The organism is Dactylosporangium darangshiense (genome assembly GCF_039537565.1).
Taxonomy (GTDB): Bacteria; Actinomycetota; Actinomycetes; order Mycobacteriales; family Micromonosporaceae; genus Dactylosporangium; species Dactylosporangium darangshiense.
The window spans coordinates 1-22,669 of sequence record NZ_BAABAT010000077.1 but is presented as its reverse complement, the minus strand read 5'-3'; the positions used below and the strand labels follow the sequence as shown (position 1 = coordinate 22,669).

Below are 22,669 nucleotides of genomic sequence, written 5' to 3'. Positions count from 1 at the left end.
GCGCAGCGCTCCGCGTAGGGCGATGCGCTGGAGCAGGGGACGACGGCTTCGTGTATGGCAGGTGCCAATCAACTCGGCAGTGACAAGCGAGAGCCGGCGCGCCGCCCGTCCGCGTCGTCTCGTCGTACCGGATCGTCCAAGGTGTTCGATCAGCAGCCGGGTACCGAGGACTGGCCCTGCCGGGGCGCTACGTCGCGAGCTCACACGGGTCGCGTTCATCCATAAAATGGGGGTAAGCACGATATCGGTGGTTCGGTCCGATCGCCGCGGGGGGTGACGGAATGGGAGCAGGCAAGATGCCGCTCAGCCGAGATCCGCCCATTCGTGGCGAAACAGTGCACGAGAGCGAACGGACGCGCGTGACTCGGCTCTTCCTTGCTGCGCGCACGGTTGTCCGGAAAGAGCCGCTGGGGCCGGACGCGGAACAGCGGCTGCAGCATGAGGTGGCGATCCTGGAGCGGCTGTGCGGTGTCGCGGGTGTCCCGCAGTTGGTGGAGGCGCCGCGGTACCCAGGTGCGCTCGTCGTGGACGACGTCGACGGCACAAGCTTGGCCGAGCGGGCCAAGCCGCTATCGGTCGATGACCTGATCGGGCTGGCGGTGGGCCTGGCCAGGACAGTGGCGGGGATGCATCGGCGCGGCGTGATGCACCGTGACATCACCCCGGCGAACATCCTGATCTCCCGCGACGGCGCCCCGTGCCTGGTGGATTTCGCCTTGGCGACGCCGTTGGCCGGGCTGCGTCCCGAGTTCACGCACCACACCGAGATCTTGGGGACGTTGCCGTACCTGGCGCCGGAGCAGACCGGGCGGACTGGCCGGGCAGTGGATCAGCGGGCCGACCTGTACGCGTTGGGTGCGACGCTGTATGAGCTGGCGACGGGTGCGCCGCCGTTCGGCCGCGGGGACCCGTTGCGGCTGACACATGACCATTTGGCTCGGGTGCCGGTGCCGCCCGCCGAGGTGAACCCAGCCGTGCCCGCGCCACTGTCCCAGATCATCGTGCATCTGCTGGAGAAGGAACCGGACTGCCGCTACCAGACTGCCGAGGGTGTGGTCTACGACCTGGAGCGGCTGCGGGACGCCGACTCGCGTCCGGCGGTTCGGCTGCGGGTCGGCGAGCGCGATGTTCCGCTCCAGCTGCCGCCGCCGTCACGGCTGGTGGGACGGGATACGGAAATGGCGGCGCTGACGGCGGCGTTCGAGGACGCGCTGGCGGGCCGGTGTCGAGGGCTGCTCGTGGGTGGGGCGCCAGGGGTGGGCAAGACGGCGCTGGCCGATGAGCTGCGGCCGGTGGTGACAGATGCTGATGGCTGGTTCGTGGCAGGCAAGTTCGACCAGTATCGGCGGGATCTGGAGTTTGACGCGGTCTATCAGGCGTTTCGCGCGTTGGGTCGGCTATTGCTGGCCGGGCCGGAGGATCAGCTGGCCGAGATACGTGAGCGGATCTTGGAGGCGGTCAGCCCGAACGTGGGGCTGCTGACCGCAGTACACCCGGAGTTCGCGACGCTGCTGACGGTGCCGCCCGACCCCGGGGACCCGCTGACCGCGCAGGTACGGGCGCAGCGCTCGGGGGTGGACCTGTTGCGGGCGGTCGTGTCGCGGAACCGTCCGCTGGTGCTGTTCGTCGATGACCTGCAGTGGGCGGGCTCCACGCCGATGGGCTTCGTCGACGCCGTGTTGAGCGAGGAGCCGATCGAAGGTCTGTTGCTGGTGGGCGCGTACCGCGACGACGACCTAGACGCTACGCATCCGCTGGCGGCGCCACTGTCCCGGTGGCGGGAGCAGCCCGCAGTGCGGCACCTGCGGCTGACGAACCTGCCGGCATCCGACTCTGTCGCCATGGTTGCAGAGATGCTGCACACCGACGGGGCTGCGGCGACGGACCTGGTCGACATGATCAACCGGTATGCGTCCGGCAATCCGTACGAGACCGTGGAGGTGCTCAACGCGCTGCGCCGTGACGGCGTGCTGTCGGCGACCCCCGCCGGCTGGCGGTGGGACGCGGCGGCGATACGCGCTGACCTGGGCCAGTACGAGGTCGACGGGCTGCTGGCGGCGCGGGTTCAGGCCCTGCCGGCGGCCTCGCGGCAGGTGGTAGAGGCGATGGCGTGTTTTGGCTGGCGAGCCGAGTTCGATGAGCTGCAGGTCGCCACCGCCGCGCCGCTGGGCGTGTTGGAACAGCGGCTGGCGCCCGCCCTCGACGGAAGCCTTCTGGTGTTGGAGCACGGGGCACACCATGCGGTGCGGTTCCGCCACGACCGGATCCGGGAGGCGGTCCTGCGCGGGCTGAATCCGCAACGGCGCCGTACCCTCCGATTGGCGATGGCACGGCGGCTGGCCGGGGTGCCGGAGCGGTTCGCGTGCGCGGCGGAGCAGTACCTGCCGGTCATCGACGCGGTCGACGACCCGGCGGAGCGGCGCGTGTTGGTCGGGCTGCTGCGGCGCGCCACCGACCAGGCGACGATGATCGGGGACCACACGCTGGTGAACAAGCTGCTGACCGCCGCGCTGCAGCTGGTCGACCCAGGCGACATCGCCACGCTCGTCGAAGTGCACACCGCCCGCCACGCCGCCCTGTACAGCACGGGACGCCTGGAGGAAGCGGACGCGGAGTACCGCACGATCGAAGGGCTGTGCACCAACGCCCTGGATCGGGCGGACGCGACAATGGTGCAGGCGCGCAGCTTGACCCACCGGAACCGCTTTGCTGAGGCGATCGGACTTGGCCTGGAGTCGCTGCGTGAACTGGGCATCGCCGTACCAGCCGCGGACCGGCTCCCGATGGAGCTCGACCACCAGTTCGACTACCTCTACCGGTGGCTGGAGCACACCGATAGCGCCGACGAGCTGACCCGGCCGGCCCTCACCGAGCCGACGCTGCTCGCCGCGACCCGTCTGATCAACGCGATCCTGCCCGCGGCCTACTTCGTCCCCGACCACGCCGTGGTCGCCTGGCTGGGCCTGGAAGCGCTGCGAATCTGGATCGAGCACGGCCCCGCTGGTGCCCTGCTCGGCCCGGTCAGCCACATCGGCTTCGCCGCTGTGACGGTGCGCGGCGACTACGCGGCCGGGTACCGGGCGCTGCGGCGGATCCTGGCGCTGGGCGAAGCGCGCGGCTACGAGCCCGAAACCTCGCAGGCGCGCTTCCTGTTCTCTGTGCTCAGCTGCTGGTTCGAACCGGTCGAAAGCAGTGTCGAAGCAGCTCAGCGGGCCCGGGAGGGGTTGATCGCGGGGGGCGACCTGGCCAACGCCGGATACACCTACCACCCAATCGAGTCGGGTCTGCTGGACTGCGCACCATCGCTGGACGTCTACGCCGCCGAGGTGGCGGCGGGGCTTGCCTTCCTACGGCGTACCGGCGGCGAGCAGACCAGCAAATGGCTCGACAGCTTTCGGTGGTTGGCTGATGTGCTGCGCGGCGAAGGCTCCGCCCCGGACGGCGAAACAGTCCCCAGCGACAGGCACGCCGGCAACCCGCTGGCGCTGTTCCACGCGCACGTCACCCACGCCATCGCCGCCGCCATCTACGGCGACCTGGCCGGCCTGGCGCAGCACACCGCAGCGGCGATGCCGCCAAAACCGACGCCCACCGGTCAGTACACGACTGCCGTGGCGCACCTGCTGCGCGGGCTGGCCCTCGCCGGGCAGGTCCGTGACAGCCACGGTAACGAGCGCGGCGGTCTGCTTGCCGAACTGGACGAGGTGACGCAGTGGCTGGCCGCCCGCGCCGCAGACGCCCCGGCAAACTTTCAGCATCTGCTGCGCTTGCTCGAGGCCGAGCGCGCCTGGGCCGTCGGCGACTTCCGCGCCGCCGTCCTCGCCTTCGACGCCGCCTGCAGCGAGGTCGCCGGCCGTCAGCGCCCATGGCATCGGGCCCTCATCACCGAACACGCGGCCCGCTTCTATCTGACCCATGGCGTCGAACACGCCGGCTACGACCTGCTCGCCCAAGCCCGCCACGAGTACCAAGCCTGGGGCGCGGCAGCGAAAGTCGACCAACTCGACTGGGCCTACCCGACCCTGCGCCCATATCCCGACACAACCACCAGGCAACGCGGCAACGAGCCCGACGACATTCGCCATCGCCGGTCCACCGTCACGACCGGAACGATCGACCTGCTCGGCATTCTGTCCGCGTCGCAGGCGCTGAGCTCCGAGACCAGCATTGCAGGGCTGCACTCCCGTCTGGTCCAGGTGCTCAGCGAGATAACCGGCGCCACCGCCGTACGTCTGCTGCTGTGGAGCAACGAGCGGCAACACTGGCTGCTACCCGACGGCGGCGGCATCGTCCCGCTCAGCGGTACCGACCACGAACATACGGTGCCGATGTCCGTGCTGCGATACGTCCGCCGGATCGGCGAACCGCTGGTCGTGGGCGACGCCACCAGCGACGACCGGTTCGCCCGCGACCCGTACTTCACCGACATCACCTGCTGCTCGCTGCTGGCCGTACCCGTCTTCAGCCGCGGCACGCTGCAGGCGGTGCTGCTGCTGGAGAATCGCCTCATCCGCGACATGTTCACCACCGACCGGCTCGACGCCGTCAAGCTGGTCGCCGGCCAACTCGCCGTCTCCCTGGACAACACACAGCTCTACGCCGAGCTCACCACGTCTCGCGCGCGGATTGTCGCCACCGCCGACCTGACCCGCCGGCGTATCGAGCGGGACCTGCACGACGGCGCCCAGCAGCGGCTGGTCGCGCTGGCGCTACAGCTGCGCACGGCTCAGGCGGCGGTGCCACCCGAGCTCGACACACTCCGCGAACAGCTCGACAGCGCCGCCGCCGGGGCGGTCGCCGCACTGGACGAACTGCGCGAGATCGCCCGCGGCATCCATCCGGCGATCCTCAGCGAGGGCGGCCTCGGCCCAGCGCTGCGCGCCCTCGCCCGCCGCTCGCCGATTCCCGTCCACCTCGACATCCACGCGCAAGCGCGACTGCCCGAGCTCGTCGAGGTCACCACGTACTACGCCGTCGCCGAAGCGCTGACCAACGCGGTCAAGCACGCCCGCGGCTCAGCCGTCACTGTCACCGTGGACACCGACACGGTCGAGGGGGTCCTGCGCGTCACGGTCCAGGACGACGGCGTCGGTGGCGCCGAGTTCGCCCACGGAACCGGCCTGGTAGGGCTGAAAGACCGCGTCGAGGCATTCGGCGGCCGAATCCGTCTCCACAGCCCTCGCGGGACAGGGACCAGCCTGCGCCTGGAGCTGCCGCTCACGGCCGCGAGCACGGCGGGAGTGCCAGGCTAATCGCTGCCCACCCCACCTGGGCCAATATGTTCCGACGGTCATGGGTAGGGTGGCACGGCCGCTGCGAGTATCGAACATCCCGACGGATGAAGCCATGCCCCGCGAGCCACGCCTCGTCCGCGGGTACGCCGGTCGACAGCTTCCGAGGCGGCGCAGTGTGCCACCCTGCGCTTGCCGAGAATGTCGTCCGGGCAGTTCAGGCGGCATGTTGGTATTCGTGGAGGATGCCGCCGAGGTGATCGCGTCTTCGTATGTTGAGGCGGGCGATCTGTTCCGGATCGGCGATCGGTGCGGGCAAGGGGTGCAGCGGGCGGGCGTTCATGATGCCCTGGTGGGGCCTGTGTTCGTTGGAGAAGCGTTCGTACTCGTGCAGGGCGTGTAGCAGGTGCCGCTGGTTCCAGATCAGCGTGCGGTCCAGCAGTTCACGGCGGCAGGTCTGTACCCACCGCTCCACGATCGCGTTCATGCGCGGCATCCGGATGCCACTGAGGACGACCTCGACACGCGCATCGTTGAGCACGGCGTCGAACAACGCTGGGAACTTGCCGTCCCGGTCGCGGATCAGGTACTTCACCCGACATCCGGCATCGTCGAGGTCCATCTCGAGGTTGCGGGCGACCTGGGTCACCCTGGCGGCGGTTGGGTGCGCGGTCGCGCCCAGGACCCGGACGCGGTGGTTGGCGTGCTCGATCACCGCGAGCACGTGCAGCCGCGCTCCGGTCAGGGTGACGGCCTCGAGGAAGTCGCACGCCAGCAGGGCATCGGCCTGGGAGCGCAGGAAGCTGGCCCAGGTGCTGCACGCGCGCTCGGGCGCCGGGTCGATCCCGGCCTCTCGCAAGATTTCCCACACGGTGGAGGCGGCCACCTTGATGCCAAGCACGAGCAGTTCGCCGTGCAGGCGGCGATATCCCCAACTGGGATTCTCCCTCGCCAGGCGCAGCACCAGGGCACCAATCGAGTGCACGGTCCGCGGCCGACCTGGCCGCTTGGGTCGGGACCTGGCCGCGTGGCCGGCGTGCGAGCAGGTCGCGGTGCCAGCGCAGGACGGTGTCCGGGGGTACCAGCAGCCGCAACCGATGCAGCACGCCCCGCGGGAGCCGGTGCAGCAGCGCCGTCAGGAGCGCGCGATCGCTCGGGTTGAACCGGGGCCTGCCGTTGCCGAGTTGCCGCTCCAACACAGTGATCTGATGGCGCAACGCCAGGATTTCCACGTCCTTGTGCCGGTCGCTCATCGGCAGCAGGCGCAGCAGGGCGAACGCGTTCGTCACGGCCAGGTAGGCCAGTCGCAGCAGCACGGTCGATCATCATGTCGTGGCGTGGCCTGCCGCGCGAGAGGCCGGCTCGAGCGAACCGTTGCCGACATTCACGTCCTCCCATGCGCCGGCTCCGACCAGGGCGGATGGGGATTTCGGCAAGGGCAGGGTTGGCGGTGGCGACCGTGGCCAGGCCGTAGACGAGGGTCGAGATCAGGACTGGGCGACTCCGGCCGACCGCGGCAAAGAGCGCGCCCCGAAAGTACACTTCCTCGGCGGTTGCGCTGAGCAGTGTGACCAGCGTGATCACCGGGATCGAGCCCTGCCGCGCATGGTCCAGGACTTGGTTCGCCGAGTCGCGCAGCGGTGGGAGGCGTTCCAGGATCAGCGCGCCCAGCACGAACACCGCCCCGGTCAGCAGCCCGATCACGATCGGGGTCAGCACCGGGCGGCGCAGGTTCCCGCGATACGAAATCCCGCCCAGGTGCATCGTGCCCGACAGCAATGCGCCGAGGATCCAGACGGCAGCGACGGCGGTGGTCAGCAGATAGAACACCGGGTCGCCGGGCCGGACCGCAAGCGAGAAGCCGAGCAGCACTGTTCCGGTGACGAGCGTCGCGGTGACCACCACTCGGCGCCGCTGGAACCGGGCGTCCGGTTCGGTGTGGTCGCGGGGTACCCGGTCGACGAGCGCAGCGCGGGCCCAGGCGGGCACGAGGTTCATGTGGCGGCCGACCGCTCCAGCAGGGCCAGCCGGACCGCCTCGTCGTAGCCGATGGTCGGACCGGGGACGATCTGCTCGATGCTGTGGTCGTGGATCACCACCTCGGTGGTGAGTGAGTCCACCAGGTTCCGGGCGGTCGGGATGTCCACGTCGGTGACCAGCGCGAGCCAGGCCGAGGACAGCCGAGGCGTGAGCAGCGGCACGGTGACGTTCGGGACAGGCCTGCCGTGGACCCGGGCCGCGCGCTGCAGCATGTCGACGTATCGCAGCACCTCCGGTCCTCCGATCTCGAACACCCTTCCGCGCGCCTGCGGCACCTCGAGGACGCCGACAAGGTATCGGATGGCGTCCGGAAGCGCGATCGGTTGGGTCCGGGTCTTCACCCAGCGCGGAGTGACCAGCGCCGGCAGCTGCTCCACCAGCTGCCGGGTAATCTCCCAGGCGATGCTGCCGTGCCCGATCACCACCGCGGCGCGCAACGCGGTCACCGGGACCGCGCCGGCCATCAGCAATCGTTCAACCTCGCGCCGTGACCGAAGGTGCTCGCTCAGTTGCGCGTCGTCCGGGCCGAGCCCGCCCAGGTACACGATCCGTTCGAGTCCCGCGTTCGCGGCGGCGGCCGCGAAGTTGCGGGCGGCCTGCGCATCCCGGGCCGCGAAGTCGTCGCAGTCGAGCGAGTGAACCAGGTAGTACGCCGCGTCGACTCCACGCAGCGCGCCACGCAGGCTCACCGGATCTCCGACGTCACCGGCGACCGGCGCGCCGGCGCCGGTGTAGCGGTCCGGATGCCGGGTCATCGCCCGAACGTCGTAGCCGCCGTCGACCAGTGCCGTTGCGAGATGCGATCCGATGAAGCCGGACGCTCCGGTCACGAGAACCACCCGTGTCACGCGCGTGTCATACCCCACCCGTCACCCGCTAACCCGCCCGCGGCGGCCCGATCGAGTGGCCGGCACGGCTGCTCGTGTAAGGGCGCAGGCGCTGACAGGGTGTCCTACGCCGGCAGGTGCCGACCGGGTCCGGCTTGCGGAAGCTCGACGATGGTCGTGATGCGCAACAGCGACGGGGCCCGGGGCGTCGAGCCGAACCCGAACCGCACCGGCGGGTCGACGGCCGTCAGCGCGCCCAGGTCGGTGCCGTCCAGCGTGGCGGTCGCGTCGGTGATGCGGCGCAGGTCCCGGGCTCCGTACCACTCGCGGTGCCCGTTGCCAGCGCTGCCGTAGGTGCGCACGCCGGGCTGGGCCAGCCGGGCCGGTCCGTCGATCAGCCGGACCCACCACGGGCGGCTGGCCAGCACGGGCGGAACCGCCCGCAACAGCAGCCCGAGTGGGGTTCGGCGCCCCACTGTGAAGCGCATTAACAGCGGCCCGGCCACGACGGTCCACCGCCGGCCGGACTGGCTGGCGGAGACGGGTACCACCAGAACCTCGTCGAAGGTGTATGTCCGGACGACGAACGCGGCCAGATCGGATGTAGCGGCCAGCAGCAGGCGGTGTCCGTCCGCTCGCTCCAGCATCACATCGGTCACCGGTCCGAACGGCGAGACCGGCCAGTTCCCCACAACCAGCCGCGTGCCACTTGCAGTGCCGAGACCGGCGATCCATCCGTCGAAGCGCAGCCGCAGACGAGGCACGCCCCCAGCGTACGGCCGGCCGGCATCACCGTCTGGCACCGCGCTGCCGCCGATCGCGACCTGCGGTGTCCGGAAGCAGATAGGCAGCGGACCTGGGCCCTTTCACCGGAAGCAGCCCGGCCGTGTCATGGCAACACATGACACGGAAGGGGTAAATCATGACGAAGGTGAGAGCCGGCGCTGCGGGCGCCGCGACCGCGGCGCCTGGCCTTCTGGAGCTCGCGTGCGGGCGGGGCCGGCCCGGCGGCGTCGGGCGGCACTGGCGGCGGCTGGACCGGGGCACCTCCCGCTGGCGGCGGCGCGTTCCAGCGGGTGCAGGATCTGCGGACCGACTGGACGGGCCCGTGGGCCGGCGACCACGTGTCGTGCGTCGACATGCTGCGTCGCCTGCTGGAGGTGCGCGGCGGGTTGTTCGGTGAGGACGACTTCGGCCGGTGGTCGTCGCCGCCGTGGCGGCGTCGGGCGTAGGCCGAGCAGGTTCGGCACGCGTACGGTCAGCCCGATCACCAAGACGGGCCTGGCCTCGGACTCCCGTTCCTCCTGCGCCCGACGGTGAACAGGTCGGCATCGGCGCCGCTCGGAAGCTCTTCTTAGGCGGGCTCGTCGCCGAACGACCGGCTGTCGGCGTTGAGCACCGCAGCGCACCGCCGACCCGCTTCCGCGCTTCGCGCGAGCCAGGGCAGGCACGACCGGGCCCAGGGCCAGATGTAGTCCTGCCAGCGGGCCGTGTCGGGTCGGCCGCGTCGCTCCAGGCCTTGCCGGGCCTCGGCGGGCGCAGCGAGGGTGCGGCCGTCGACGTCGGGCGGCGGTGGTTCGTCGACGAGACGTTGGTGAAGATCAACGGTGTCTGGCGATAGGCGTACCGCGCCGTCGACCAGCACGGCCAGGTCATCGACGTGCTCCTCTCGGCCCACCGCGACCCTGCCGCGGCCCGTCGGTTCTTCCGCCGAGCGTTGGCCACGTTGAAGCTGATGCCGAGCGAGGTCGTCACCGACGCGGCACTGGTGTACCCGGCCCTGCTCGACGACCTGATCCGTCGGTGTGGCGCCATGTCGAGCGCCACGTCAACAACCCGACCGAGGCGCACTATAGCCAGCTCAAACACCGGCTCAGACCGATGCGCGGGCTGCGCACCGACCGGACCGCACAGACCATCACCCTGGCCCGGGTCGCCGAGGTGATCGAGCGGATGACCGGGGTGCGGTACACGCTGTCGCAGACCTGGCTGATCCTGCGCCAGCGGCTCGGCTGGACCCGGAAGCGGCCCGCCCGGCGGGCAGTCGGACGCGATGACGCGGCGATCGAGGCATGGGCCAAACAGGACTGGCCGAGGATCAAAAGGGGGCTCGACGACGCGGCGCCTGGATCTGCTTCGCCGACGAAAGCGGATTATCGCTCCTGCCCGCAGTGAGAGGCACATGGGCGCCGCGCGGGCAGACCCCGGTGCTGCGGCACCGATCTCCTGGACCCGCATGTCCATGGCCGGCGTCCTGGCCTACCGGCCCGACCGCAGCCGGGCCAAGCTGATCTTCCAAACCAAGCCCGGCAGCTACAACACCGAAGCCTCATCGCGTTCCTCACCGAACTGCGTCGGCACCTGCGCGGACCCGTCACGCTGATCTGGGACGGACTGTCCGCGCACCGCTCCAAGGACATGCAGCAGTGGCTGGCCACCCGACAACACTGGCTGGTAGTGGAACAACTGCCCGGCTACGCCCACGACCTCAACCCCACCGAACTGGTCCGGGGCAACCTCAAAGCCACCGAACTGGCCAACCTCTGCCCCGAACACATCGACGAAGCCGACACCGCCGCACACACCGGACTGCACCGCATCGCCAGCAGCTACGAGCTCTGCTTCAACTTCCTGGCCCATACCGGCCTACGCCTCTGAGGTCGTCACCCAAATACCGAAAGATCTTTAAAATCGCGGTGGTGGCCTCCGTCCCGCGCGAGGATGGCGGCGTGCGCTGTCTGCTGCGAACGCGATACGCGCCCGGGATGCGCTGAGCTCGGACCGGTTCTCGGAGTTCGCGACGGCGGTAGCGACGAGCTCGGTGAACAGGGCCAATCTGTCCTCAGTGCCGGGCGGTGGCGTGTGCTGGGACCACCGGACCAGCAACGCACCCCACACACGGCCTTCAACCACGATCGGCGCGCCGACAGCCGACCCGACGCCGTCGCGGTGCGCGCGGTCTGCTGGCGCACCGTCGCGGTCGGCGTAGTGGTCCGCGCGGGCCGGACGAGAGGTGCGCAGCACCGTGTCAGTAATTCCACGGTCGACGGCAAGCCGGCGCCCCGCCGGCGGCTTGGTACCGGGTTTACCGTGCTCCGCGATCACACTGACCGCATCCGATGCCTCGTACCGCACCAGGGAGGTGGCGTCGGCCTCAAGCAGCATGGCCGTCTCGGCAGCGACCGCGGCGACAACCTCGCCCGGCGGCGCACCACGCGCGACGAGCGCTGCCAGCCGCCGCAGGGTAGCCTGCTCTGTCGCGAGTTCGCTCACGGAACTGCTCGTGGCTTCGAGCTCATACGCGGCCCCCATCAGTGTTTCCAGCTGCGGCACCACTCGCTCGCGCAGACGCCGCACGATCGACTCATGCAGGCCAGCTGGGACGATGAGAACGCCGGTCTGCGCTCCGTACCGCAGCGGGAAGGCGACGCGTCGTTCGCCGTGTGGGATCTCGTCGCCTGGGAAGCGGCCGTGTTCAATCGACGCGGACGGCAACTCGAGTGCTCGGGCCAGACGACGCGAAGCCTCCGGAAGTGCCGGGCGTAGGCGGCCCTCGGCCAGCATCAGGCGGCTCAGCTCGGCGAACAGGTCGGACTCCTGGCGACTCTCGACCGCCTCGACCACCCGAGCACGAGCGACATGGGCCACCGAACCGGCCAACACCGCCACGATCAGGTACACCGCGACTTCTACCCAAGCTTGCGTATCCCTAATGTCGAGTTGCCGAATGGGTACAACGAAAAGAAGTTGTAGGCGGCAACGCTTGTCACCGCCGTCGCCACCGCCAGCCGCAGGCCCCAGATGCTCGCGACCACCAACACCCCGAGGATGAAGATCACCGCCGCGGCTTCTCTCGACGCGACAAACCCAAGCGGATAGACCAGCAGCGTTTCGACCGTCACGATCAGCGCACCGGTCGTGATCCCTAACACAAGCGATGGTGGCTTCGCCCGTACCAGCCGGGCCACCAGATCTGCCTGCATGACCGACCCCTTCGCGTCACGACACGCCAATGCGCGCGTGACGAGGAGCCGTTCGCTGCAGACGAGCGACAAGTAGCGGTCGCACCGAGCCATCATCCACACTCAGGCGTGTCAACGGTCATCTGGTGCTGGCTCTGGCACGAACTTGATGCTGTTGGTGATCTTGGTTGCTTGATCGGTTTGGGGCGCGTCGCTGCCGGAGCTGAAGGTGGCTCGGTGCTGAGATAGCGGGATGTCGATGGGCCGTAGTGCGGGTTCGGGTGTTCCGGTGGAGACGGCTCGGGTGGCGTGGGCGGCGAGCCCGAAGGGCACGCCTGCGATGTTGATGCGGGATCGGTTGCAGGACCTGTTCGTCGACAACGACTTCACCGATTGGTTTCCGGTGGACTGCCGTCGTGGGGTGTCGCCGGCCCGGTTGGCGTTGGTGTCGGTGTTGCAGTACGCGGAGAACCTCACCGATCGGCAGGCGGCGCGGGCGGTGGCGTGTCGCATTGACTGGAAGTACGCGTTGGGGATGGAGTTGACCGAGCCTGGGTTCGATCATTCGGTGCTCAGCGAGTTCCGGGACCGGCTTGCCGAGGGCGACCGGGCTGATCGGCTGCTCGCAGTGATGGTGGATCGGCTCGCGGAGGCAGGGCTGGTGCGGGCGCGGGGCCGGCAGCGCACGGACTCTACGCATGTGCTGGCAGCGGTTCGCCGGCTGAGCCGGGTGGAGCTGGTTGCAGAGACGATGCGTGCCGCGCTGGAGGCCCTGGCGAAGCTGGATGAGGTGTGGCTGGCCGGTGTCATGGCGCCGCAGTGGGCCGAGCGTTACGGCCGGTCGGTGCGGCACGAGCGGCAGCCGTCCGGTGCGGCTGCGGTGCGGCAGTACGTGGAACAGGTCGGCGCTGACGGCATTGCTCTGCTGCAGGCCGTCTACGGCCCGACGGCCCCGGCAGTCTGGCGGGGAGTGGCCGCTGTGGAGGTGCTGCGTCAGGTCTGGGTTCAGCAGTACTGCTACGACGAGTCCGGGCAGCTGCGGTGGCGGGAGGCGAAGCTGTCCCGAGCCCGCAAGAGCCGGAAGGCACGACGCGGCGGCGGTCCAGCGGCACGGCGGCCGATGATGACGCGGAGCCTGCTCGAGTGCCGTGGTCCAGCGTGGAGGTCGTGTCGCCGCACGATCCGCAGGCCCGGTTCAGCCACAAGCCGGGCAAGGTCGAATGGGTCGGGTACAAGGACCATCAGACGGAGACCTGCGACGAGGATCGGCCGAACGTCATCGTGCATGTCGTGACAACCCCGGCCCCGGAACAGGACGTCGGCGTCGTCGATGCGATCCATACCCCACTGGTCGGGCAGCGCATGGCGCCGGCGGAGCACCTCCTCGACAGCGGCTACGTCACACCTGAAACGGTGCACCGGGCCTCGACCACGCACGGGATCACGATTGTCGGGCCGATCCGCCAGGACCCTCGTGCCGTGGATCGGCCCGGCTTCGCCAAGGAAGACTTCCACGTTGACTGGCGAACCGAGACCATGACGTGTCCACAGGGGACGGTCAGTCCACGCTGGAAGCCGACGTTGGCGGATGGCAAGCCGGCGACTGTCGGTGTTGTTCCGGCGGGCGGACTGCCGCGCCTGCACCGTCCGGAAGCAGTGCACGGGAAACGTTGATGGCAAAGGCCGGCACCTGCTTCTGCTGCCCGAGCCGCTACACGAAATCCAGACTCGCGCTCGAGCGCAACAGCAGACTCCGGAGTGGAAACGGCGTTACGGCCTGCGCGCCGGATGCGAGGCCACCGTCTCAGAAACCGTTCATGCACACGGTTTACGCCACTGCCGATACCGCGGGCTCGCGAAGACTCACGTCCAACACGTCCTCACCGCCGCCGGCACCAACATTGTCCGACTCGCTCAACACCGGACCGACCAACGGCGACGACCACGAAGCCGTCTGCATGAACTGTTCCACACTGGCTGACGGCCGACCTCCAAGATCACCAACAGCATCCGAACTTCGTGCCAGAGCCCGATCCTGCAGGCCGCGCGGCACGCCTACACGCTGCTGCGCGACTGCCTGGCTCGGATGCGCCCGGCCGCGGACGACGACGAGGGCGACGCGATGTTCGTGTCGGCGTGCATGCACGGCACCGCCAGCATCCTGCAGACCCCGGCGCTGGCGACGCTGGGGCTGCGCCCGGAGCTGCTGCAGGGCGTCGCCGGGCACGTCATGCGTTGCATCGGCGACGCCCTCGAGCGCCCTTAACTCACGCCTTCCGCACGTGGCCGGCCACATGGCGGCCGGCGGTGGCGTCCGGCCCGGTCTGCGGGCCGTCGGGTGCCGTCGTCGCGGGGTGGGCGGGCCACCAGAACCGCTCCCGCAGCAGCAGCGCGAGCGCGGGCACGACGACGGTCCGCACGAGCAGCGTGTCCAGCAGCACGCCGATGCCGACGATGACCCCGATCTGGGTCAGCACGATCACCGGCAGGACGCCGAGCACGGTGAACACGGCGGCGAGCAGGATGCCGGCCGAGGTGATCACACCACCGGTCGCGGCGAGCGCCCTGACCGTTCCGGCGCGGGTGTCGCCGCGCTCGGCGGTCTCGTCGCGGGCGCGGGTGACCAGGAAGATGTTGTAGTCCACGCCGAGCGCGACCAGGAACAGGAAGCTCAGCAGCGGTACCCCCGCGTCGAGCCCCGGCTGGTCGAAGACGGTGCGCAGCACGAAAGTGGCGGCCCCGAGGCTCGCGGCGAAGCTGGCCACCACGGTGGCGAGCAGCAGCAGCGGCGCCACCAGGGAGCGCAGCAGCGCGATGAGCACGAGCAGCACCACGGCCAAGACCATCGGCCCGATGACGCGGTTGTCGCGCAGGTTCGCCTCGCGCTGGTCGAGGTCCGCGGCCGGAGCGCCGCCGACCAGCGCGTCCGCGACGGGCACCGCGGCCAGGGCGGTGCGCAGCCGCTGCACGGCGCGGTCGGCGGCCGGGGTGCCGGAGCCGCTGGTCAGCTCGACGCTGAGCTGGACGAGGGCGCCGTCGTCGGACTGCTCCGGCGCCCCGACGTAGCCGACCCCGTCGACCCGGCGGGCCGCGGCGGCGACCGGGTCGGCGGCCGAGGCCGCGGCGATGACGGTGACCGGCTGCGCCGCCCCGGCCGGGAAGTGCCGGGCGAGGGCCTCCTGCCCGGCAACGGCCTCGACCCGGGTCCGGAACTGCTCGGTCTGGGCCAGCCCGATGTCGGTGGTGAACAGCCCGGTGCCGAGGACGGCGAGGATCACCACGGCGCCGGCCAGCACCACGGCGGGCCGCCGGCCGACTGCCGCGGCGGCGCGGGCCCACAGCCCGGCCTCGGTCGGGTCGGCCGAGCCGACCCGCGGGATCCGGGGCCAGAACACCGCCCGTGGCAGGCTCACCAGCACCGCCGGCAGCACGACGAGGCCGAACAGCAGCGCGACCAGCACGCCCAGGGCCGCCGCGACGCCCAGGGTGCGGCTGCCGGTCAGCGTCGCGGCCAGCAGCGTGAGCAGGGCCAGGACCACGGTGCCGGCGCTGGCCACGATCGCTGGCCCGGCGAAGCGCACCGCCGCTGTCATCGCCGCGCGCCGGGACTCGGTGGAGCGCAGCTGTTCGCGGTACCGGGCGATGAGCAGTAGCGCGTAGTCGGTCCCGGCGCCGAAGACGAGCACGGACACGATCCCGGCAACCGAGGCGTCGGTCCGCTCGCCGACCAGCCGGGCCACCCACGGCAGCAGCTTCGCCACCACCTGGTCGGCGAGCCCGATGACCACCAGCGGCACGATCCACAGGATCGGGCTGCGGTACGTCACCAGCAGCAGCACCGCGACCACGGCCGCGGTGACGAGCAGCAGTGTCACGTCGGCGCCGTCGAACGCGGCGGCGATGTCCCGCCCGAACGCCGCCCCGCCGGTGACCTGCCCGCGCAGCCCGGCCGGCACGTCACCGGCCCGGACCGCCGCGCGGATGCCGTCGACCGCCGCGTACACCGCCTCGTCGTCCAGGCCGTCGCGCAGCGGCACCACCAGCAGGACCGCCCGCCCGTCATCCGCCGCGACCGGCGGCGGCCCGGCCGTCACGCCGGGCACCTCGGCCAGCCGCGGCACCAGCCCGGACACCGCGGCCCGGTCGGCGTCGGTCAGCGGCCCGTCGGCCCGCTCGAACACCACGATCGCGGTCTGCGCCCGGCCGCTGCGGAACTGCTCGGCCAGCTCGGTGACCCGTGTGGACTGCGCCCCGGCCGGCAGTCCGTCCGTCGGCCCGGCCGCCGGCTGGGCCGGGGCGAACGCGAACGCCAGACCGACCAACACGACCGTCGCCACTAGGACGACGAGCACCCCGGCCCGGCTGGTGATCCACGCCGCGCTGCGCGCCATGACTCCCCAAACGTTTCAACGATCGAATATTTCGGTGATTGAAACGATAGGATGTCTGGCGTGCCCGCGCAACCGGAACGCCACGCCGCCGTCGAGGACCTCATCGATGCCCTGCGGCGCTTCACCGTCGAGACCGACGTCTTCGTCGAGGTATTCGCGCGCGCCCACGGCCTCGGACGCAGCGACCTCAACGCGATCATGTGGATCAGCGAGGGCACCGCCGCCGATCGCCCGATCACCGTCGGCGAGCTCGCCCAGCGCATCAGCCTGAGCCCGGCCGCCGCGACCGCCCTCGTCGACCGCCTGGAGTCCACCGGCCACGTGAGCCGCGTGCGTGACCCCGGCAACCGCCGCCGCGTCCACGTCCGGATGAACGACCGCGCCCAGCAACTCGCCCAAGCGTTCTTCATCCCCCTGGGCCGCCTCATGCACAACGCCGCCCAGGACTTCACGGACGAGGACATCGCCAGCGCCACCAACGTCGTACGCCGCTTGTGCGCCGCGGTCGTCGCCGCCCGCACCGCCACCAGCGACCCTGCCGGCTGAGCAGGAACGGTTCGGATGCATCAGGGCACTCATGACCGAGCCCACCTCGTCCCGCCGACCGCTGCGCCCAGCGGGGGTGAGTCGTCGAGTCGGCCGGGCAGCGTCGCCGCCGCCGGGCCTGCATCCGGCGGCCCACCGTGACACGAAATATCTGGTATGCGAGTATCTGTGCGGGATCACGAGGCGGCGTACGTCGGACCCGGCCGGTGGCTACTACTTGGCACCGCATTGCTGCAGGCGGCAGCCCCGATCCTGATCAGCGTCCCCACCGGCGACGACGACCTGCCGATCGTCCCGCCCACCCCGTTCTTCTCCGTCTGGGGCGTCGTGCTGCTCGGCTGTGTTGCGACTGCATGGTGGGGACTGCCGGTGCGACGGGCCGGCACGGGTGTCTGGCGCCGCATCCACGTGCCGTTGAGCCTCGTGCAGGTCGGCTTCGTTGCGTGGCTCCTCGCCGCGTCGTCGGCGGCAGTCTGGCTTACCCTGCCGATCTTCGTGTCCATGCTCATCGGCCTCCTGGCGAGCCTGCACCGGGTCGCGGCCGCAGCTGAGGCCCAGGCCGGTCCCGATTCCGTCGGGCGGGCGCTGCTTGGCTGGACGCTCGGCGTGTACGCCGGCTGGTCGACAGCTGCCGTCTGGATCAACGCCGCGACGCTGCTGCCAGCCGGCGCGTTCATCGGTTTCGTGGGGGAAGGTTGTGCAATGCGCCTTCGTCGCCGCGGCGACCATCACCGCCGCAGCCGTCAGCTACCGATTCCACGGGCCGGTGCCGTACACGTTGACCGTCGGGTGGGCCCTCGCCGGCGTAGCGGTCAGCGCAACCGTAGCCGGGTTGCCGCCGCTCACCGTGACCGCGGCCACCGGCCTGCTCGTGGTCGCCGCCTCCGCCGCGCTCGGCCGGCGCCGCAGGACACCCAGGTCGGCACACTGAACCGCACAGGCGGGGCGTCAGCGTTACAGAGAGCTGAGCCCGCTGAACAGCGCGGACGTTGGCGGACCAACTCGGACGCGTCGTGTCCTTCACGGACCTTTCCATGCCAAGCCGGGATCCCTAATCGCCCCTGGTGGCTGCTACCCAGGACGAAGGTGCAGCGTTCCGGTTGCCCGTGGACAGGGCGGCTGGATCCAGACGAGCACCCACCGAGCACCCAACCGGACCGCATGCATAAGAAGAGGCCCTGACCCAATGAATAGTCCCAGGTCAGAGCCTCGATTAGTTGTACGCCGCGTAGGACTTGAACCTACAACCCGCAGATTAAGAGTCTGCTGGCGCTGCTCGGGCTCTCCGTCCTCGATCGACGGGCCGTCGTCGAGGCTGAAAGCGGGGGTTTATGGGGGATGCCCACTTGGATCATCTACAAAGACTGATGGCTTGAGCCTGTTTTCCCAGCTCAAGCCATCTTCTGTGTCGGGACAGCGGGATTTGAACCCACGACCCCTTGACCCCCAGTAGTCGGAGGCCCCAGCGACGTGCCCAGCCACGTTCTTCTAGGTCGCCGTAAGCGTAAACCGGCCGAGTAAAGGCGTCGCTCGTTGCCGCGCGGCGAACGACCCCTGTCCAAGCGTCACAAAGGCCCCGCCGCAGCAGTTGCGTCTGATCGTTGAGAGTTCGAGCAGTTCGAGATTATGCCGATTTGGCGGATGATCCGGCGGCCGCTGAGGCGCGGGGGACGTACCTCTGGTCAAGACGGTCGACCGTGTCGTTGCCCTGGCTATACCGTGTGACGGTATTCGCGTCGCCGTTCCGGACGAGCTCGTCGGCGATCTACGACGCACCGGCGCGCGGCTACGACTTTGAGCCCGCGGCTCGACCGTCCACCATCACGCGGTGGACGCGCGTTGCCGCCGCGGGCGGGCGTGTGCTTGAGTCGCCGTGTGTCCACGGCTGGTCGGAAGGTGCCGCGCCGCTCGGTCCTTCTGGCGCTCGGCGGCGCCTCGCTGCTGGCCGGGTGCGGCGACGACAACGCGGCCTGGCACGCCGGCGGGGAACTGCCCGACGACTCGCACTCCGGCGACGTCGCGTCACCAGATCCCGCGCCGTCGGTCATCCCGTCCGTCGCGCCGCCCACTCCCGGGCGGTGCCCGCCGATCGCCGGGGCCGGTACGCCCCGTCGCGGGGGGCCGCAGTACTACCTGCCCTGCAAGGGCACGCAGATCGCCCTGACCATCGACGACGGGCCCGACCCGCAGTACACCCCGCGCATGCTGGCGCTGCTGGCGAAGTACGGCATCCAGGCGACGTTCTGCATGATCGGCCGAGCCGCCGCCGCGCACCCCGACCTCGTCAAGCAGGTTGTCGCGGCCGGGCACCACGTCGCCAACCACACCTACACCCACCCGCTGAACCTGACGAAGCTACCGGACGCCCAGATCCGGGCGGAGCTGCACCGCGCCAGCGACGCGATCAACACCGCCTCCGGCGGCCACCAGCCCACCCTGTTCCGCGCGCCAGGCGGGGCGTGGTCGGCCGCCGTGCTCTCCGAGTGCGGCGCCCTGGGCATGCGCGCCCTCGACTGGAGCGTGGACCCGCGGGACTGGAGCCGCCCCGGCGTCCAGCACATCGTCGACACGATCCTGACCAGGACCCGCCCCGGCGCGATCATCCTCGAGCACGACGGCGGCGGCAACCGCGACCAGACCCTCAGCGCCCTCGCCATCGCCCTGCCGCGCCTGGTGGACGCCGGCTACACCTTCGCCCAGCCCTGAACCGGGCCCGTGGGCGCGGAGCCCGCCGAGGGGGTGCAGGGCGACAGCCCAGCGGTGCGCGCGCAGCGTGGCCAGCGCGTCATCGCCACCGATCCGGCTCCGCGCGACCTCCTCGCGCTCGCCGCGGACGCGCATACCGTTCTCGAGTCGCGATCGAGCACGGGAAAGCTCCTGCTGGTCCCTCGGCGGTGACGGGGTCCCCGGGCCGCGACGGGCTCTGTCACGGCTGGGGACCAGCACAGCGCTGGCTTGCCGAGGGGCTGTTCGTCGTGTGTGAAGCGCTGCGATGATGGCGTCGGTGGAGCGCGTTCGGCTAGCGCCAGCCGGCCCAGGCCGGCCACCAGGGTCGAAGAACCACCGACCCGCCACCCACCACGACGTCGGCAAAACCACCAAACAAGACAAGCTCTCAAGGCGCGCAGACAGCGCAAAGGTTAAACAACAAGCTCAGTCTCCTCGGCGTCTGCCGATCTCTAAGCACGACGACTATCGACATAGGCTCGGTCGGCATCGGCGCGGAGCCGCTTGCGAGCCGCTGGGGAGCAGGATCGAGCGAGACATGGATCTTGAGCGGTTTCGTGGGTACTCCTTGAGAGACGTCGCCGTCACCGCCACGAGTGCGGCCAGCGTCGTGCGTATCACACTGGTCACCAGCGATGGCGCCGACAGCGTCGCGCTGCTCCTCGAGGACGTCGTCCACATCGAGATGGATACCTCGCGATCGTGGGACGACCTCATCGACGAGCTCACGCTGCTCCAGCTGCCACAGCACGGCCCTTGGCCCAAACAGGTCCAACACCTGCTTCACCACCACCACCACAACAACCGCAGCGCCCTCACCTGGCTGCGCATGGACGGCCCAGGCCCGATCGAACTCCTCGGCGCCCGGCTAACAGTCGAGCAGTAACAGGCTGCGGCGGAACGCGGCACGGAAACCCAATCTCAGCGCCGAATGTGCCACAGGCGCACGTCCGCACCCGTGAGGCACCCATGCAAAGCCAAAGCGCGCGAGTCGCGGCTAAGCATGACGTTCTGGGCGTCGATGTAGGACGTGGGAACGTCCCCCTGATGCGCTTGTCGGGCTTGGTGTCCCATCGCAGGAGGAGGACGTTCGCGGGTAACGGTAGCGGTGTGTCCCGTGGCGGATCGGACGCTTCCTTGCCTACGCCTCCGGGACCGGCGTCATGCGCCGCGACGGCGACTGCTTCGCGTTCCGCCACGAGCTACTGGCCGAGCACTGCCGTCATCACCCCGAAGGTGCGCAGACCTACAGGGGCTTCGCCACACCCACCAGACCCCCAGCTCACAACCCCGGAAACCGCTTAACTACGCGGCATTGGCACGCGGGGCCCTTCTGGCGTTCATCCTTCTTCTGGTAGGCGATCGCCGACGGCTCCGGCGCGGCGCTCGCTCATGGAAACGTGGGCCGTGCTTGCGGTCCTTGGCATGGGCGTAGGCCATGAGCGCGAACAGGACCGTGAGCAGGACCGTGGATGAGCCGAGCGTGCCTAGGTCCAGGCCGCCCTTGGCATTGGATTTGGTGAGGAAGTCGCCGGCGGTGGCGCCCAGCGGGCGGGTCAGCACGAACGCGGCCCAGAACAATGCGACATTCGGCACAACGGGAACGTACTTGAGGGCGAGCAGGGCCACGAGGGCGCCGGTGACGAGCAGGGCGCCGCCGCCGTAGCCCAGGCCGGAGCTGTCGGACAGGAAGTCGCCCATCGAGGTGCCCAGCGTGTTGGAGACCAGGATCGCCCCCCAGAACAGCGCTTCGCCGCGGAATGTGTCGATGTCACGGATGGCGAACGTCAGTCCGGTGTACCGCCACGCCACGAAGATGGCGATCAACAGCGCGACAAGAATCGCCGCGCCGGTCGGGTAGCCCAGTCCCAATCCCTGCGGCCCCCAGCCGAGCGCACTGGCGCCGGCGGGGAGGTACTTCGCGGTCGCGTCACGGTTCATGAAGTCCGACATGGTCGTGCCGGCCATGCTCGTGGACAGAATGACCGTCCAATAGCAGAAGGGGTTGTACCTGCGGGAGCGCAACTGCACCAGCAACGTGACCACGAACATGCCGAACAGGGCGATCGTGGTCAGGAAGTACCCCAGCTTGAGGGTCTGGGCGAACAGGTCCCCGGCGGTCTCACCCAGGGTCGTGGCGGCGATCTTCATGATCCAGAAAGCGAGAGTGACCTCGGGCAGTTTCTTCATGACATACCGGCCGCCATGGGCGAGCTGTGCGTTGGTGGCATCCTTGGTCTGCTTCACCAGAGCTCCTTGCGCCGGCCGGGTCGCCGGACCCGGCGACAGCGGACAATTTCCGGCAAACCTACGCCAAACCGGATAAGAAACGCCTGAAACGGCAGAGGCCGCCCGGGCCGGCCTAGCCAGCCAAGCGGACCCGCGACCCTGGCACATCACCGCGACCCGCGCATGAACCAACCGTGCGCACGGGCTCCGGCCTGGCAGGCCGCCTCGGCTTCGACGCTCGCAACGCTTTCAGCGTTCTCTCATCGGCGAGGAGCAGGCTTGAGTGGTCGATCAAGGGGGTGATCGCGTGCGGGTGCTGCTCGTGGAGGACGAGGAGGTCCTGGCCAAGACGATCCGGCAGGCGTTGCACGCCGACGGGTTCGCAGTGGATCTGGCCTTCTGCGGCACCGAAGGTCTGTGGGCAGCGCGCCAGACGCGGTATGACGTCATGGTGCTGGACATCATGCTGCCCGGACTCAACGGCTACGAGGTGTGCCGGCAGTTGCGGGCGTCGGGCGTGTGGACGCCGGTGTTGATGCTGACCGCCAAGGACGGCGAGTTCGACGAGGCCGACGCCTTCGATCTCGGTGCCGACGACTACCTGACCAAGCCGTTCAGCTTCGTGGTGCTGGTAGCCAGGCTGCGGGCGCTCATCCGTCGGGGTGCGCCCGAGCGACCGGCCGTGCTCACCGCAGGGGACCTCAGCCTCGATCCGG

General features: G+C 69.9%; 22 protein-coding genes, 1 tRNA gene and 1 pseudogene. 15 read left to right on the top strand and 9 right to left on the bottom strand.

Features of this window, described 5'->3' with window-relative positions; translation table 11 throughout:
• Window positions 1-359 precede the first annotated feature (359 nt).
• Window positions 360-5,252: an AAA family ATPase gene (locus ABD901_RS55015; RefSeq protein WP_345143551.1), complete on the top strand. Its 4,893-nt coding sequence runs from the start codon at window positions 360-362 to the stop codon at window positions 5,250-5,252.
• A gap of 196 nt (window positions 5,253-5,448) precedes the next feature.
• Here the strand turns inward: ABD901_RS55015 and ABD901_RS55010 are convergent, their stop codons facing one another.
• The 3 genes from ABD901_RS55010 to ABD901_RS55000 form a co-directional block, all read right to left on the bottom strand.
• Window positions 5,449-6,195 carry an integrase core domain-containing protein gene (locus tag ABD901_RS55010; RefSeq protein ID WP_345143544.1) on the bottom strand — a complete coding sequence of 249 codons (747 nt, stop codon included), beginning with the start codon at window positions 6,193-6,195 and terminating at the stop codon, window positions 5,449-5,451.
• A 1,030-nt stretch (window positions 6,196-7,225) separates the two neighbouring features.
• Window positions 7,226-8,119, bottom strand: coding sequence for an NAD(P)H-binding protein (locus ABD901_RS55005; protein ID WP_345143542.1), 894 nt, complete (start codon window positions 8,117-8,119; stop codon window positions 7,226-7,228).
• A 104-nt stretch (window positions 8,120-8,223) separates the two neighbouring features.
• On the bottom strand, window positions 8,224-8,862 hold the full coding sequence (locus ABD901_RS55000) for a hypothetical protein (protein ID WP_345143539.1): 639 nt from the start codon (window positions 8,860-8,862) through the stop codon (window positions 8,224-8,226).
• 312 nt (window positions 8,863-9,174) lie between these two features.
• On the opposite strand from ABD901_RS55000, the gene ABD901_RS54995 reads away from it, so the two are divergent.
• Window positions 9,175-9,330, top strand: a complete 156-nt coding sequence (locus ABD901_RS54995) for a hypothetical protein (RefSeq protein ID WP_345143537.1) — start codon at window positions 9,175-9,177, stop codon at window positions 9,328-9,330.
• A 122-nt stretch (window positions 9,331-9,452) separates the two neighbouring features.
• On the opposite strand, the gene ABD901_RS54990 is transcribed toward ABD901_RS54995, so the two are convergent.
• Entirely contained in the window at window positions 9,453-9,776 is a 324-nt protein-coding gene (locus ABD901_RS54990; protein WP_345143534.1) for a hypothetical protein, read from the bottom strand.
• On the opposite strand from ABD901_RS54990, the pseudogene ABD901_RS59410 reads away from it, so the two are divergent.
• From ABD901_RS59410 to ABD901_RS54975, 4 genes and pseudogenes are all read left to right on the top strand, one after another.
• A pseudogene (locus tag ABD901_RS59410) lies at window positions 9,759-9,842 on the top strand (hypothetical protein); the annotation flags it as partial. The gene ABD901_RS54990 and the pseudogene ABD901_RS59410 overlap by 18 nt on opposite strands.
• A 59-nt stretch (window positions 9,843-9,901) precedes the next feature.
• Window positions 9,902-10,273 carry a helix-turn-helix domain-containing protein gene (locus ABD901_RS54985; RefSeq protein ID WP_345143531.1) on the top strand — a complete coding sequence of 124 codons (372 nt, stop codon included), beginning with the start codon at window positions 9,902-9,904 and terminating at the stop codon, window positions 10,271-10,273.
• Between the two features lie 7 nt (window positions 10,274-10,280).
• The gene (locus tag ABD901_RS54980) at window positions 10,281-10,481 is read left to right on the top strand and encodes a hypothetical protein (RefSeq protein WP_345143528.1); all 201 of its coding nucleotides are present in this window, start codon (window positions 10,281-10,283) and stop codon (window positions 10,479-10,481) included.
• On the top strand, window positions 10,430-10,756 hold the full coding sequence (locus ABD901_RS54975) for a transposase (RefSeq protein ID WP_345143569.1): 327 nt from the start codon (window positions 10,430-10,432) through the stop codon (window positions 10,754-10,756). Before ABD901_RS54980 ends, ABD901_RS54975 begins: the two co-directional genes overlap by 52 nt.
• A gap of 27 nt (window positions 10,757-10,783) precedes the next feature.
• Here the strand turns inward: ABD901_RS54975 and ABD901_RS54970 are convergent, their stop codons facing one another.
• Both ABD901_RS54970 and ABD901_RS54965 read right to left on the bottom strand, forming a co-directional pair.
• The gene (locus ABD901_RS54970) at window positions 10,784-11,779 is read right to left on the bottom strand and encodes a GAF domain-containing protein (protein ID WP_345143526.1); all 996 of its coding nucleotides are present in this window, start codon (window positions 11,777-11,779) and stop codon (window positions 10,784-10,786) included.
• An 8-nt stretch (window positions 11,780-11,787) separates the two neighbouring features.
• Window positions 11,788-12,081 (bottom strand): DUF4118 domain-containing protein, encoded by a 294-nt coding sequence (locus tag ABD901_RS54965; RefSeq protein WP_345143523.1) that lies wholly within the window; start codon window positions 12,079-12,081, stop codon window positions 11,788-11,790.
• A 268-nt stretch (window positions 12,082-12,349) separates the two neighbouring features.
• Here ABD901_RS54965 and ABD901_RS54960 point away from each other — a divergent pair, with 268 nt between their 5' ends.
• The 4 genes from ABD901_RS54960 (at window position 12,350) to ABD901_RS54950 (ending at window position 14,326) form a co-directional block, all read left to right on the top strand.
• Window positions 12,350-13,354: a transposase gene (locus ABD901_RS54960; protein WP_345143520.1), complete on the top strand. Its 1,005-nt coding sequence runs from the start codon at window positions 12,350-12,352 to the stop codon at window positions 13,352-13,354.
• A complete protein-coding gene (locus tag ABD901_RS54955; protein ID WP_345143517.1) occupies window positions 13,351-13,734 on the top strand; it encodes a hypothetical protein in 384 nt (127 codons plus the stop codon). Before ABD901_RS54960 ends, ABD901_RS54955 begins: the two co-directional genes overlap by 4 nt.
• Window positions 13,649-14,041: a transposase gene (locus tag ABD901_RS59405; RefSeq protein WP_380135255.1), complete on the top strand. Its 393-nt coding sequence runs from the start codon at window positions 13,649-13,651 to the stop codon at window positions 14,039-14,041. The genes ABD901_RS54955 and ABD901_RS59405 overlap by 86 nt, the downstream gene beginning before the upstream one ends.
• A gap of 105 nt (window positions 14,042-14,146) precedes the next feature.
• Window positions 14,147-14,326: a hypothetical protein gene (locus tag ABD901_RS54950; protein ID WP_345143514.1), complete on the top strand. Its 180-nt coding sequence runs from the start codon at window positions 14,147-14,149 to the stop codon at window positions 14,324-14,326.
• Window position 14,327: 1 nt separating this feature from the next.
• Here the strand turns inward: ABD901_RS54950 and ABD901_RS54945 are convergent, their stop codons facing one another.
• Window positions 14,328-16,451 (bottom strand): MMPL family transporter, encoded by a 2,124-nt coding sequence (locus ABD901_RS54945; RefSeq protein WP_345143511.1) that lies wholly within the window; start codon window positions 16,449-16,451, stop codon window positions 14,328-14,330.
• Between the two features lie 51 nt (window positions 16,452-16,502).
• On the opposite strand from ABD901_RS54945, the gene ABD901_RS54940 reads away from it, so the two are divergent.
• Window positions 16,503-16,997, top strand: a complete 495-nt coding sequence (locus ABD901_RS54940; protein WP_345143508.1) for a MarR family winged helix-turn-helix transcriptional regulator — start codon at window positions 16,503-16,505, stop codon at window positions 16,995-16,997.
• Between the two features lie 697 nt (window positions 16,998-17,694).
• On the top strand, window positions 17,695-17,928 hold the full coding sequence (locus tag ABD901_RS54935) for a hypothetical protein (protein ID WP_345143505.1): 234 nt from the start codon (window positions 17,695-17,697) through the stop codon (window positions 17,926-17,928).
• 289 nt (window positions 17,929-18,217) lie between these two features.
• Here ABD901_RS54935 and ABD901_RS54930 read toward each other — a convergent pair.
• Window positions 18,218-18,286: transfer RNA gene (locus ABD901_RS54930), tRNA-Lys, on the bottom strand.
• A 586-nt stretch (window positions 18,287-18,872) separates the two neighbouring features.
• Between ABD901_RS54930 and ABD901_RS54925 the strand changes: the two genes are divergently transcribed.
• Together ABD901_RS54925 and ABD901_RS54920 are read left to right on the top strand one after the other, a co-directional pair.
• Complete coding sequence (locus ABD901_RS54925) at window positions 18,873-19,703, top strand: polysaccharide deacetylase family protein (protein WP_345143502.1); 831 nt, start codon at window positions 18,873-18,875, stop codon at window positions 19,701-19,703.
• 559 nt (window positions 19,704-20,262) lie between these two features.
• Window positions 20,263-20,610 carry a hypothetical protein gene (locus tag ABD901_RS54920; protein WP_345143499.1) on the top strand — a complete coding sequence of 116 codons (348 nt, stop codon included), beginning with the start codon at window positions 20,263-20,265 and terminating at the stop codon, window positions 20,608-20,610.
• Window positions 20,611-21,029: 419 nt separating this feature from the next.
• Here ABD901_RS54920 and ABD901_RS54915 read toward each other — a convergent pair whose 3' ends face one another.
• Window positions 21,030-21,971: a COG4705 family protein gene (locus ABD901_RS54915; protein WP_345143495.1), complete on the bottom strand. Its 942-nt coding sequence runs from the start codon at window positions 21,969-21,971 to the stop codon at window positions 21,030-21,032.
• Window positions 21,972-22,260: 289 nt separating this feature from the next.
• Here ABD901_RS54915 and ABD901_RS54910 point away from each other — a divergent pair.
• Window positions 22,261-22,669, top strand: a 409-nt coding sequence (locus ABD901_RS54910) for a response regulator transcription factor (RefSeq protein ID WP_345143492.1), incomplete at its 3' end; no start/stop codon positions are given.

Coding starts and splice junctions, on each gene's coding strand:
- ABD901_RS54940 (WP_345143508.1), top strand. CDS start 16,503: ATGTCTGGCGTGCCCGCGCAACCGGAACGCCACGCCGCCGTCGAGGAC.
- ABD901_RS54945 (WP_345143511.1), bottom strand. CDS start 16,451: ATGGCGCGCAGCGCGGCGTGGATCACCAGCCGGGCCGGGGTGCTCGTC.
- ABD901_RS54920 (WP_345143499.1), top strand. CDS start 20,263: ATGGATCTTGAGCGGTTTCGTGGGTACTCCTTGAGAGACGTCGCCGTC.
- ABD901_RS54950 (WP_345143514.1), top strand. CDS start 14,147: ATGCGCCCGGCCGCGGACGACGACGAGGGCGACGCGATGTTCGTGTCG.
- ABD901_RS54980 (WP_345143528.1), top strand. CDS start 10,281: ATGGGCGCCGCGCGGGCAGACCCCGGTGCTGCGGCACCGATCTCCTGG.
- ABD901_RS54965 (WP_345143523.1), bottom strand. CDS start 12,081: ATGCAGGCAGATCTGGTGGCCCGGCTGGTACGGGCGAAGCCACCATCG.
- ABD901_RS59405 (WP_380135255.1), top strand. CDS start 13,649: ATGGCAAGCCGGCGACTGTCGGTGTTGTTCCGGCGGGCGGACTGCCGC.